Genomic DNA, 12,793 nt, shown 5'->3' on the forward strand with positions numbered 1-12,793 from the left:
AAAATTTTAAAGCCGAAGCTTTATGAAAAGTATAAGGATGTGGTTATAGAGGTGTGAGGGCGAAAGAGTGAATACAGTATTGATGGCTAAAATAGATATTTTATTAAATTTGATAAATTTTGCTAACGATATGCTTAATGAAAGTATGCCCCCGACAACAAGCTACAGCCTAATGAGGCGCTATTCAAACAATGACAACTATCTCAAAAAAAGCCATAGGAATAAAAAATGAGCACTAGAATAGGTTTAATACTTTTGGGCGCATTTTTTGTATTTGAAAGCATTCTTGGCTGCTTTAGCGGAAAGATGTATTTTAAATACGGGGGCTGGAGCGCAGTTGAGCCGGTCTATATTATCAAGATTTTTATCATCGGCGTATTGTTTGCTTCTGCGGGAATTTTCATAAACAAAAAAATAGGTAGAGTGATTAATGCCTTGATAGGCTTAAACCTTTTAATAATATCTATAGAAATTTTTACAACGCAAGATCCCGCAGGAATACAAAACAAAATCGGATATCCTCTTCTTATCTCGGGATTTTTGGTTTTACTTATTAGTATCTCGTTTTTTTACCTCGCCTTCCATTCTGAGAAGAGCATAAAAAGATATCCGCAATATATGTGGTGCAAAGACTGCTTTAAATTTTACCTGTACGAGGACGTCAAAGATACTGATCAAATTTGCTCATACTGCGACAAAAAGCTAACGGAGTATAAAAATGACGGCGTGTATCAGCAAAGAAATGCTTCCGATCAAAGCGTTAAAGCTCCAAAGCGTAAAAAGCGTAAATTTAAAAAGCGATGAAATTTACAAGATGGCTTTCTTGCTTTACTCTTACGCGCTTATCTGTTACCGCTCTGCTATCCCGATACTCCGCCGCTTTGTAAAATTTCAGACGTAAGCGCTAGATATACGCGCATTCAATTGCCGCAGGAAATTCTAAAACTCCACGTGAAATTTTAAAATTTCAAATCCTTTGCGTCTTGCTAAATTTCTAAATTTTATAGTTTCAAATTTCGCGGATTAAACTCCGCGCTGAGATTATTGTCTTAAGCAAACAGGCTCCAAGCGCGGTAAACAAACTTCTAAATTTTACCACGCGCCCGATGATTTGCCGCAAGCAGTCGCTTCGCGCGAGCGGGCACTTTGCGCGAAGCTTTAGACTACGCAGGCGGCGATATAAAGCAACCGAAAGTACTTATGCGGCGAAATTTACGCCAAAGCCTCGCCGCGAGCTTTATTTCAGCACCTTGCCTAAAATCCCCGCGCCTTTGCCGACGGCGCTGCCGCGAAGCGCGCTTTCTTTTTCCCTCATTACCGCAAACAGCCCATCCAGCGTCTTTTGCGTGATGTAATCGTTCAAATCCTCGCCCTGCTTAGGCAGATACTCGCTCGCGCCCAGTCCGCGCGCGATGTTTTGCACCGCTTCATTACCCGCGATTTTGCTTTGCGCGAAGGAATTTAGCCCGTTATACGCCGTCGCGAAGCTGTTTTTGCTCATCATATCGCTTACGATCGGTCTAAAAACCGCCCGCAGCTTCGCGCCCGATTTGCTCTGCAAATACTCGCTAAGCGCCGTGTCACCGCCGCCGATGAGCTTTTTAACGTCGGCGTCGCTCATAGATTTCAGATCTTGCAAAAATATCTTGCTCGCACTGCTCACCGCCTTGGTAGCGGCATCGTTCATACTCACGACGAGCTCGCGCTCCCATTTATCGCCGCCCACCTTTCTCGCAAGCTTCGCAGCCGCCTTCAGCGAAGGAGGAAGTTCGATTTTAGCGGTCTTACTGTGGATGTAGCCCTTGGCGAGCTCGGCTACGGCGCGGTTTGTGGCGGAAGCGAGCAGCTCTTTGTAGTTTCCGCTCTGAGTCGCACCGAGCACGTCCGCGCCCTGCTTTAGGATATCCGTTACGTCCGCATGCGCGAGCGACAGCGACGCAGCGGCGAGTAAAACCATAAATTTTTTCATATTGCAACCTTTGGATAAAATTTGCGCCATTATGCCAAAATGCGGTAAACGCTCAGCCTGCGCTCGGTTTAAATTTACGCGCTGCACGGGCGAGCTGAGATAAAATTTTAGACTAAATTTAAAAGCGGCTTCGAGTTAAATTTTAAACGTCAAATTTCAAAGCTAAATTTAACGGGCAAAATTTACCCGCCAAATTTAAAGATAAAATTTAGCAGCGGCGGACTTTGCATGTTTGCGACTAAATTTAAAAGCGACGTTGCGACGACTTAAATTTTAAACCGCGCCGATCGAGCGTCATTTAAAATTTACGCAGCGCGCGCGATACCAACGCAAGCCGCGCAGAGAGGATTATAGCGATGAGCGGCTATATCCTCGGCGCAAACGATTAAAATTTTATCAAAGCAGCCAAAAAGCTCGTCGTAAATTTAAAGAGTTTAAATTTAAAAGCGAGCTGCCGCTTTTGACAAAATAAAGCGAGTTAAGCTTAAACCAGCCCTTGATCCAGCATCGCGTCGGCTACGCGGCGAAAGCCCGCGATATTCGAGCCCAGCACGAGATTGCCCTCCGCGCCGAATTCCTTCGAGGTCTCGTAGCTGGTACGAAATATGTGGCGCATGATCTCGCGCAGCTTGCCGTCGACCTGTTCGAAGCTCCACGACGCCATCTGCGCGTTTTGCGCCATCTCAAGCCCGCTTGTAGCCACGCCGCCCGCATTCGCCGCTTTGGCAGGACCGAAAAGAAAGTCTTTTTGCGCGAGCATAAAATCGATCGCCTCAAGCGTGCTTGGCATATTCGCGCCCTCGCAAACCATGCGACATCCGTTGGCATAGAGAGTCTTTACGTCTTGCAGATTAAGCTCGTTTTGCGTAGCGCTCGGAAATGCCGCATCGCACGGCACGCTCCACACGCCGTTGCGGCCTGCGGGATAGGCGCTAACTGGGATAAATTTTGCGTTAGGGCGCTCTTTAATATATTCGCAAAGCCCTACGCGCAGCTGCTCTTTTAGCTTTTTAAGAAGCATTACATCGATTCCCTCGGTGTCATAGATAAAGCCCGTAGAATCGCTTACGGTGACGGGTTTTGCCTGCATCTGATATAGCTTTTCGGCGGTGTAGATAGCGACGTTGCCGGCGCCAGAGATCGTGCAAATTTTGCCGTGCAGCGAATCGCCCCTGGTAGCGAGCATCTCGTTTGCAAAATAGACCGATCCGTAGCCCGTAGCCTCGGTGCGCGCAAGACTACCGCCCCAGCTTAGCCCCTTGCCCGTAAGCGCGCCGTCGAATCTGCGGGTGAGCTTTTTATACGCGCCGTACATATAGCCGATCTCGCGACCGCCCACGCCGATGTCGCCCGCGGGCACGTCGGTATTGGAGCTGATTAGGCGGTGAAGTTCTAACATAAAAGCTTGGCAAAATCTCATAATCTCGCCGTCGCTCTTGCCCTTGGGATCGAAATTTGCGCCGCCTTTTGCGCCGCCGATATTAAGACCCGTGAGGGAATTTTTAAAAATTTGCTCAAACCCTAAAAATTTTAAAACGCCCAAATTTACGCTCGGATGAAAGCGCAGACCGCCTTTGTAAGGGCCCAGAGCGGAGTTGAACTCTATGCGATATCCCGTATGCACGCAGGGCTCGCCGTCGTCGCTCATATAGACGACGCGAAACATCATCGTGCGCTCGGGCGCCAAAATGCGCTCTAAAATTTTATTTTTCACGTATCGCTCATCGCGCTTTAGAAGCGGTATGAGCGAGTATAAAATTTCGGTCGATGCCTGGATAAAGACCTCCTGACCGGGATTGGCACGCTTTAAATTTAGCAGCAAGCCGTCGATGTAAGATTTCATAGTTCCTCCTTTTGAACCGGATTAAATTTTAATTTTTTGGCTTTAGCGATAAATTTTTTCAGCGCCAGCTCCTCGCGGACGCCGATTTTGTAGCTTATAAATTTCAAATAATTTAAAATTTCGCGCTCTTTTATGCCGCGCGAAAAGGCGTAGCTTCGCAGGATATATCTTGGAATTTTAATGCGCGAACGTAAAAATTTCGTCGCTAGGCGCGAGTAAGCTTTATCGTTTTTCACACAGCACAGCCGCCCGAAAACGAAGGGCAAGCCCGTGCGCTGCTGCCAAATTTCGCCAAGATCGTAAAATTTATCCTTGCCCTGCGAAAGCAGCGCCTTTAGAGCATTATCGCCGATTAGCACCTCGCCGCTAAGATCCAGCACGCGGGCTAGCATATTTGAGCTCATCGACGCGGGATCGAGCCTGGGCGCCGAGTTTTTGCGCACGAGTACGCTTAGCACTTCGCGCTTTGCGACGATTCCAAGAGGCAGTCTGCGGTATTTTGCGCGGCGGCTTTCGATGCTGGAGATTACCGCGGCATCTATGCGTCTATAATAAAGATCGGCGCAGAGTTTGCTCGGCACCCCTTTTTTAAATTCTATCGATTTTTTAACATAAGACGGCAGCGGAAGGGATTTTAAAAATACGTGAAAAGGGAGCAAATTTAGATAATCGATTTTGCCTAATAACATAACTTTCTCCGAATTTAGCGCAGAAAAAAGGGCTAAATTCCGGCGCTAAATCGGAATTTAATCAAAAATTTTAAAGTTTATTTGACCTCGGTGATCGGGATGGATTTGTATTTGCTAAACTCCACTATGCCCTCACCTTTTTTGAAGTGGATGCTCACTCCATCCTTGTTCTCCATATAGATGCCGTCGGCGGCACGCTCGCGCTTGAGGTTGTAGCTTTTGCCGCTATCGTCCTTTAACACGGCGGTATTGAAATCGTCGTTTGAGCTAAGCGAAAGCTTTTTGCCCCGCTCATCGACGAAATAGAAGGTCTTCGCATTCTCTTTGGTTATGGTTTTTTCGCTCTGTGCTTGCTTATTCATAGCGCTATCCGGGGATTGGCGGAGCTGGTTTGAGCCGCATCCTAGCAAAACTAGCGCCAAAGCGGCACACGATAGAACTTTAAACATATTTTTCCTTTAAATTGAGGTTGCACTCGTTGATGAGTGATTTTCGGATATCCCAAAGCTTTTGAGAGAGATCTACTTTGTAGCTTTGCGGATGGACGTTGCGAAGGTGCTCAAGCCAAAATTTACTCTTCTGCTCCTTGCTAAAACGCGCGATCTCGCTTACCGTGCGGCGGGCGCCTACGAATTTGCCCTCCTTGAAAACGGGACGTAAGAGCTTATGCGCGCTGAAATTCGTTAAAATTTTACGCTTGTAGGTGTAAAGCGGATGGAAAATTTCAAGCGGCGCGCTCTCGTCTATGCTCTCTCCATCAAGCGTGATCAGATCGGCAAGTGCCATGCCGTTATCTTTGTCGTAGAGCCTAAAGATCTGTTTGTAGCCGGGATTATTGATCTTGCGCGGATCGTTTGAAATTTTGATCTTAGCCACGATCTCGCCATCTTTTTCGATACCGCTTAGCTTATACACGCCGCCGAGACTTGAACTGTCTCCGCCGGTAATAAGCCTAGTACCGATCCCCCAGCTATCGATTTTAGCGTCGAAAAGCTTGAGTTGATCGATCGCGTATTCGTCCAGGTCGTTGGATGCGGTGATCTTTGCGTTATTAAAGCCCGCCGCATCGAGCATCTTGCGCGCCTGCTTGGTCAGATACTCCAGATCGCCCGAATCTATGCGGATTCCAAGCGGCTCATGACCGTTTGCACGAAGCTCCTTAAAAACCTTGATCGCATTCGGCACGCCGCTTGCGAGAGTATCGTAGGTATCGACGAGTAAAAGCGTGCTGTTCGGATAAATTTTAGCGTAGGCGCGAAACGCCTCCAGCTCGCTATCAAAGCTCTGAATCCAAGAGTGCGAGTGAGTGCCGATCGCGGGCACGCTGAATTTCTTTGCGGCGAGCACGTTTGACGTGGCGCTGCAGCCGCCTATAATCGCAGCCTTTGCACCGTAGATACCGGCACTTTGCCCCTGAGCGCGGCGCAAGCCAAACTCCATCACCAAATCACCCTTGGCGCTAAAATTGATGCGCGAGCTTTTCGTAGCGATTAGAGTTTGAAAATTTATAGTATTTAGGATCGCCGTCTCGATGAGCTGTGCTTCCATGATATTTGCTTTGACGCGGATAAGCGGCTCGTGCGGAAATACGATCTGCCCCTCATCCATCGCGTAAATTTCGCCGCTAAATTTAAAGCCTCTTAGAAATTCCAGGAATTCCGGTTTAAAGAAATTTAAACTTTTTAGATACGCGATGTCGTCTTCGCTAAATTTTAAGTTTTCGATATAATCCACGACCTCGTTTAAGCCGCAAAATATCGCGTAACCGCCGCCGCTTGGGTTTTTGCGATAAAAAACGTCAAAAACCGCCGTCTGATCGGGCTTTGTAAAAAAATAGCCCTGCATCATGCTAAGCTGATAAAAATCGGTAAGTAAAGCCAAATCTTTCATTTACGCCTCTTAAATTTAATCTCGCCTCGCGCAGGAGCAAGGAATCATAGCTTTTTAGCTTCTAGGCTCTTTTTATAAGCTGCAGCGTCGAAGTCTTTGACGCGAGCGACGCCGTCATCCACCGCAGCTTTTGCGACCGCCGTCGAGATCACGGCAAATACGCGCGGATCGAAAGGATTTGGGATCACGTAGTCTTTGCTGAATTTTAAGCTCTCTTTGCCCAGCATCTTGCGGATTTCCGCAGGAACCTCTTCGCGAGCAAGATCCGCCATCGCGCGAGCGGCAGCAATTTTCATATTTTCGGTGATCTTTTTGGCTCTTACGTCAAGCGCGCCGCGGAAGATATACGGAAAGCCCAAAACGTTATTGATCTGATTTGCAAAGTCGCTTCTGCCGGTGCCTACGATCGCGTCGCTTCTTACTTCCTCGACCTCGCTTGGATAAATTTCCGGTACCGGATTTGCAAGCGCAAAAATGATTGGATGTGGCGCCATAGTCTTTACCATCTCTTTGGTTAAAACGCCCGGCTTGCTAAGACCCAAAAACATATCGGCTCCCCTAATAGCATCCTCTAGCGTACGATCTGCAGTGTCTAGGGCAAATTCTTTCTTCTGCTCGGTAAGATCGGTGCGGCCCTTATGGATCACCCCTTTGGAGTCAAGCATTATGATATGTTTAGCGCCTAAATTACGATACATCTTCGCACACGCTATGCCTGCAGCGCCCGAGCCGCTGACTACGATCTTCATATCCTCGATCTTTTTGCCGCTGATGAGGGCTGCATTGATTAGCCCTGCACCTGTAATCATCGCGGTGCCGTGCTGATCGTCGTGCATGACGGGGATGTCGACGGCTTTTTGCAGCTCGCGCTCGATCTCGAAGCACTCGGGAGCTTTGATATCCTCTAAATTTATACCGCCGAACGTAGGCGCAAGCGCTTTGCAAATTTCAATTATCTTTTTAGGATCTTTTTCGTCGATCTCGATGTCAAACGCATCGACGCCGCCGAATTTTTTAAATAAAACCGCCTTGCCCTCCATTACGGGCTTTCCGGCGATAGCGCCGATATCTCCGAGTCCTAAAACCGCCGTGCCGTTGGTGATGACGGCTACGAGATTGGCCTTATTCGTGTATTTAAACGCAGCCTCGTGATCACCTTCGATCACCTTACAAGGTTCCGCGACGCCCGGCGTATATGCAAGCGCCAAATCCTCCGCCGTAGCGCACGGGGTTTTTACATTCGTTCCGATTTTACCGCCTATGTGGTACTTCAAAGCCGCTTCAACGTTTACTTTAGCCATTTTATAATCCTTTTTTGATTAAATTTGAAATTCTCGTTTTAACTTCGTCGCTTCCCAAAATTTCACAAATTTCAAAAATCGACGGACTTACGCTTCCCCCCGTGATCGCAACGCGCAGCGGCTGGGCAAGATCCTTTAGCTTGGCGCCGTTTGCGTCCAAAAATCCCATCGTCCTTTCCTCGCACTCCTTTGCATTTAAATTTGCGCTTAGAGTATCCGAAAATTTTGCGAGTAAGCTTAGCGAACTTTCGGTTACAAATTTCTTATACGCCTTCTCGTCGTAGCAGCTCGGGCGGGCTAGAAGAGCTTTAATGCCCTCAGCCATCTCCACTAGCGTCTTTGCGCGCTGTTTGTACTGCTGCGCGATGAGATGTTTTTTTGCATGCGAACGGATATCGACGCCGAATTCCACAAGCTGCACGGCAAGCTCATCGTCGTCAGAGTTTTTAATATAATGCGCGTTTAGCCACTCAAGCTTGGTTTGATTGAAGGTGCTGGAGCTCTTGCTGATATGGTTGGGATCAAAGTAGCGCTTCATCTCCTCCATGCTAAAAATTTCATCGTCTCCGTGGCTCCAGCCCAGGCGCACTAAGAAATTTAACAGAGCCTGGGGCAGATAGCCCATACGCTTATACTCCATCACGTCGGTAGCGCCGTGGCGTTTGCTCAGCTTGCTGCCGTCGGTGCCGTTGATCATCGCGACATGGTAAAATTTAGGGATTTTAAAGCCTAGCGCGTTATACAGCACGATCTGCTTCGGGGTGTTGCTTAGGTGATCGTCGCCGCGGATCACGTCCGTGACGCCCATCAGCGCGTCGTCGATCACGACCGTGAAGTTATACGTAGGCGTGCCATCGGAACGCGCGATGATGAAATCGTCCAAAATATCGGCAGCGTTAAATTTTATCTCGCCCTTGATGCCGTCACTAAATTCTATCGTGCCACTAAGCGGGGATTTGATGCGGATTACGGGCTCGATCCCAGCAGGCGGCGTGCCGGTAAAGTCGCGATAGCGGTTATCGTAGCGCGGGCGCTCTTTGCGAGCTTCCTGCTGCGCGCGCAGCTCATCCAGCTCATCCTTGCTCATATAGCACTTGTATGCCTTGCCCTCATCTAACAGCTTTTGGACATATTGTTTGTAAAGATCGAAGCGTGAGCTTTGATACACGATCTGCCCGTCATAGTCTAGATTGCACCACTTAAAGGCTTCCTCGATCGCCTTAGCAGCCTCCTGCGAATTGCGCTTCAGATCAGTGTCCTCAATACGCAGCAGGAATTTGCCGCCGTTTGCCCTAGCGTAAAGATAACTAAAAAGCGCCGTTCTAAGTCCGCCGATATGTAAATATCCCGTAGGACTCGGCGCAAAACGAGTTACTATCATAAAATTCCTTTGCAAAAATTACCATTTAATGTTATAATCGCGATCTTGTAATTATAAAGCAAAAAGACTAAATAAAGGTTAAAAATGATAAAGAAACTGCTTTTTTCCGCAATGATCTGTGTTATTTGTGCAAATGCCGAAGTAGTAAATGGCGTCATCGCCGTGGTAGATAATGAGCCCATCACTGGCTACGAACTAGCCAAAGTTCAGAAGCTAACGGGCGCTTCGCCGCAAGCTGCGATGGAAATTTTAATCGGGCAAAAGCTGCAACAATCCGAGATTAAACGCCGCGGCATCGCGGTAAATGATGCGGAGATCGACGCGAGGCTCAAAGCGATCGCCGATCAAAATAAGCTTAGCTTAGACCAACTCAAAACCGCCGTGCAAAAGCAAGGTATAAACTACGATGACTTTAAAGCAAATATCCGCCGTACACTGCTTGAAGAAAAGCTCTATGGCTCAATATTCGCAGACATACAGCACCGCACGACCCCCGAAAATGTCAAAAAATTCTACAGCCAAAATAGTTCATTATTTACAACCTTCGATAGCATCACGCTAACCCGCTATATCGCGAAATCTCAGGCTCCACTCGATAAGATCCGCGCAAATCCAAAGCTCCGCCCAAGCGACGTGTATGTGATGAAGGGAACCCTCAAGGCCAATCAAATGGACGAGGGGCTCAAATACATCGTCACGAACGTCGAGCAGGGCAAATTTTCGCCGATAATCCCTACGCGCAACGGCTACGAGATGTTTTACGTAAACGACAAAAAAGGGCTTCGTACGCTTGATTTTGATAGCGTGCAAGATAGGGCGATCGAGGGCTACGTAACCTCCGAGCGCAAAAAAGCGGTCGCCGAGTTCAACGACAGACTCCGCTCAAACGCCAATATCCGCATCATCGAGCGCCCACAGGCAAAAGCGCAAGGCGCAAAAACCGCCCCAAAAGTTAAAGTGCAAAAAAGGCAATAAATTTTAAAATCCGATGCCGCGCATTAAATTTTGTAGAATTTAAACGCCGATAACGCAAGGGCAAGCACGCAGTTCGCCCTGCCATGCGTTAAATTTGATAAAATTTAAAGGATTTGCGTGATAGTAATCAACGATTTTACCGAACTTAAAAGCAATCCTAGAAATGGCGGCATAAGCGCTGCGAGCTTCGGCGCGAGCAAATTTTTCTCCCACATCGATGCCGCCTCAAAACTCGTCGCCGTTTGGGCGATAACAACAGCGGCGAGGAGCTAAATTTTAAAATTTATACGAATCTACATCATCGTATTGACACAAATTATACTTCTTTGTTTTCAATGCAACATATTTTAACTCAACAACAATTTTTCTAATAATTTTCGTCTGTAAAAATATAATCTAAACGCATAAAACTCCTATTTGCATCGCTTATATAGTACAAAATAATACATCCAAATTAAGTCGTGCCTAAACCTCAATGCCGACTTCCTTAAATTTATCCACAAAAAAAGCGATTTTTTCAAAAACATTTTGCTTCACGCTTAGATACTTTGGATTTAGAGGACTCATTTTAGGTAAAATTTCGTTTAAATCAGTTCCGCTTTCGCTAGCATATCCGCGTTTTAACGACGCGCTAATATACCTTTTTGCAGCATTTTCATTTAAATTTAACGAGCCAATCAGTTCTTTTGCTTCGCGCGACATCTCGCCTTTTGCAAATTTAAAAAATGCCTCGACTACGCCTGCTCTATCTTTTAACTCGTCCAAATCAGTCCCGTTTATAAAATCTACTATTAGCCCCTCTTTTGAGCGATTTTCCAGGCTGGCGCGGATGATCCTGCGGATCTCTTCGGTAAGCGCGATCTTATCTTTAATCTTTTTATTGTGCTCAAATATTAACCCCAAAATATAGTCTAAATTTATCTCCTGCGACTTGAGTAGGTCAATCTCAAAGACCACGTCGTCCCAGTCCATCTTTTGCGTCTCTTTGCGTTCGCCCGCTCTTTCTTTTCTTAGCCAGTCTCTTATATCGTTATAGGTAGAGCGGTAGTCTTGGAGCGCTCGCACGCTAGGCACTTTTATGCTTTGCATCTCCTGCAAATCCTCTTCGCTTAGATAAAATTTTTCTTTAAATTCGCGCACGGCATTCTCATCATTCAAATTTACCCCTTGCAGAGCCTGCAGCGCCGCAAATTCGTCATAGTTTTGCAGAGCATTTTCTACGCGAAGATACTCGCCAAAAAGCTTAACAAAATCCTTTTTATCCTTTTGCGTTTCTATTGCGTTAGGATCTGAGAAGCGCGCCTCAAGCTCGCTCGTAACTTCTAGAAATCCTCGTCTGGCCTCGCCGGTAGCAGCATCGGTAAAGCCCTGCATATATTCCTTATAGCTTTTTTCCAAAATTACGTTTTTGGTACTGTTTTTACCAAAAAGCGTGATGGCATCGATCGTAGCTTGCTGCAAGTCTCTAAAAGTCACGATATTGCCAAAGGTCTTAGTGGCGTCTAGGATTCTATTCGTACGTGAAAAAGCCTGCATAAGCCCGTGATAACGTAAATTTTTATCTACGAATAGCGTATTTAACGTAGGTGCGTCGAACCCTGTTAAAAACATGCCCACAACCAAGAGCAAATCGACTTCTTGCTTTTTCATGCGTTCACTCAAGTCGCGGTAATAGTCCTGAAACGACCTACCCTCGATGCTAAAATTCGTCCTAAAATAGGCGTTATAATCTTTTATCGCAGCATTTAAAAATTCTTTTGAGCTCATATCCATCGTCTCGGGTTCAAAATTTTCGTCCGCTATCTCTCCGGCAACGCCCTGCTCCTCGTTTTGCGAAAATGAAAAAATCGTTGCTACTTTTAGCGGTCGCTCTTTATCTTTTTGTAAATTTTTAAACGCCTCGTAGTATAGCTTCGCGGCTTCGATAGAGCTTACTGCAAACATAGCGTTAAAGCCTTTACCGCTTGCGTTTAGTCGGTGCGTTTTTTGCCTAAAACGATCCAGGATATACTGCGAAATCTCTTTTATACGATCAGGGTGCAAAAATGCCTCTTTACTCTCCGCAGCGCTTAGTTTTAGCTCATCTTTTTCGGTCTCAAATTCTCTAAATTTAGGCCTTACGTCGTTATAATCAACCTTAAATTTAAGCACTTTTTCATCCCTTACGGCATCGGTTAATATATACGAGTGAAGCTCGCTTCCAAATACGCTTTGCGTCGTCTCCGCTCCTAGCGCATTTTGCGGAAATATCGGCGTACCCGTAAAACCGAACTGGAAAAATCTCTTAAATTTTTTCTTTAAATTTTTCTGTGCCTCGCCAAACTGCGAGCGGTGGCACTCGTCAAATATAAAAACGACCTCCTTTTGATATACGGCCAGCTCGCTTTCGCTTTTCATCAGATTATTTAGCTTTTGTATGGTCGTTACGATTATTTTACCGTCCTCTTTTTCCGTATTTCGTTTTAGTTCGGCGCAGCTATTTGAGCCGTTTACGCTATCTTTTTGAAATTTTTGATACTCTTTCATCGTCTGATAGTCTAGATCTTTACGATCTACTACGAAAAAGACCTTATCTATAAAATCAAGCTGAGTAGCGAGCCTTGCCGCCTTAAAGCTAGTTAGCGTTTTGCCCGATCCTGTCGTATGCCAGATTTTGCCTGCGAACTACGGCTTTGCATAGCATTTACTAAGATGCGAGCTATTTATCTTCCACAATATACGTTCGGTTGCTGCGATCTGATACGG

At 46.4% G+C, this 12,793-nt stretch carries 11 protein-coding genes; 3 read left to right on the forward strand and 8 right to left on the reverse strand.

Translation table 11 applies throughout. From position 1 onward, the window contains the following. The first annotated feature begins 228 nt into the window (after positions 1-228). On the forward strand, positions 229-804 hold the full coding sequence (locus Q0413_RS08620) for a hypothetical protein (RefSeq protein WP_298988849.1): 576 nt from the start codon (positions 229-231) through the stop codon (positions 802-804). A 433-nt stretch (positions 805-1,237) separates the two neighbouring features. On the opposite strand, the gene Q0413_RS08625 is transcribed toward Q0413_RS08620, so the two are convergent. From Q0413_RS08625 to gltX, 7 genes are all read right to left on the reverse strand, one after another. Beyond that, positions 1,238-1,969, reverse strand: a complete 732-nt coding sequence (locus Q0413_RS08625) for a DUF4197 domain-containing protein (protein WP_298988855.1) — start codon at positions 1,967-1,969, stop codon at positions 1,238-1,240. Between the two features lie 484 nt (positions 1,970-2,453). Continuing rightward, positions 2,454-3,812 (reverse strand): NADP-specific glutamate dehydrogenase, encoded by a 1,359-nt coding sequence (gene gdhA, locus Q0413_RS08630; protein WP_298988868.1) that lies wholly within the window; start codon positions 3,810-3,812, stop codon positions 2,454-2,456. After that, complete coding sequence (locus Q0413_RS08635; protein ID WP_298988884.1) at positions 3,809-4,501, reverse strand: MqnA/MqnD/SBP family protein; 693 nt, start codon at positions 4,499-4,501, stop codon at positions 3,809-3,811. The genes gdhA and Q0413_RS08635 overlap by 4 nt, the downstream gene beginning before the upstream one ends. A gap of 77 nt (positions 4,502-4,578) precedes the next feature. After that, positions 4,579-4,950 carry a hypothetical protein gene (locus tag Q0413_RS08640; RefSeq protein WP_298988895.1) on the reverse strand — a complete coding sequence of 124 codons (372 nt, stop codon included), beginning with the start codon at positions 4,948-4,950 and terminating at the stop codon, positions 4,579-4,581. Beyond that, positions 4,943-6,391 carry a nicotinate phosphoribosyltransferase gene (locus Q0413_RS08645; protein ID WP_298988908.1) on the reverse strand — a complete coding sequence of 483 codons (1,449 nt, stop codon included), beginning with the start codon at positions 6,389-6,391 and terminating at the stop codon, positions 4,943-4,945. Before Q0413_RS08645 ends, Q0413_RS08640 begins: the two co-directional genes overlap by 8 nt. A 44-nt stretch (positions 6,392-6,435) precedes the next feature. Continuing rightward, on the reverse strand, positions 6,436-7,692 hold the full coding sequence (locus tag Q0413_RS08650; protein ID WP_298988916.1) for a malic enzyme-like NAD(P)-binding protein: 1,257 nt from the start codon (positions 7,690-7,692) through the stop codon (positions 6,436-6,438). Position 7,693: 1 nt separating this feature from the next. Beyond that, positions 7,694-9,073 (reverse strand): glutamate--tRNA ligase, encoded by a 1,380-nt coding sequence (gene gltX / locus Q0413_RS08655; protein WP_298988929.1) that lies wholly within the window; start codon positions 9,071-9,073, stop codon positions 7,694-7,696. A gap of 84 nt (positions 9,074-9,157) precedes the next feature. On the opposite strand from gltX, the gene Q0413_RS08660 reads away from it, so the two are divergent. Then, positions 9,158-10,048: a peptidylprolyl isomerase gene (locus Q0413_RS08660; protein ID WP_298988939.1), complete on the forward strand. Its 891-nt coding sequence runs from the start codon at positions 9,158-9,160 to the stop codon at positions 10,046-10,048. Positions 10,049-10,165: 117 nt separating this feature from the next. Continuing rightward, entirely contained in the window at positions 10,166-10,321 is a 156-nt protein-coding gene (locus Q0413_RS08665) for a hypothetical protein (protein ID WP_298061235.1), read from the forward strand. 192 nt (positions 10,322-10,513) lie between these two features. Here the strand turns inward: Q0413_RS08665 and Q0413_RS08670 are convergent, their stop codons facing one another. Then, positions 10,514-12,700 (reverse strand): type I restriction endonuclease subunit R, encoded by a 2,187-nt coding sequence (locus Q0413_RS08670; RefSeq protein ID WP_298988980.1) that lies wholly within the window; start codon positions 12,698-12,700, stop codon positions 10,514-10,516. Positions 12,701-12,793: the final 93 nt, after the last annotated feature.

The organism is uncultured Campylobacter sp., assembly GCF_938045465.1.
Lineage (GTDB): Bacteria > Campylobacterota > Campylobacteria > Campylobacterales > Campylobacteraceae > Campylobacter_B.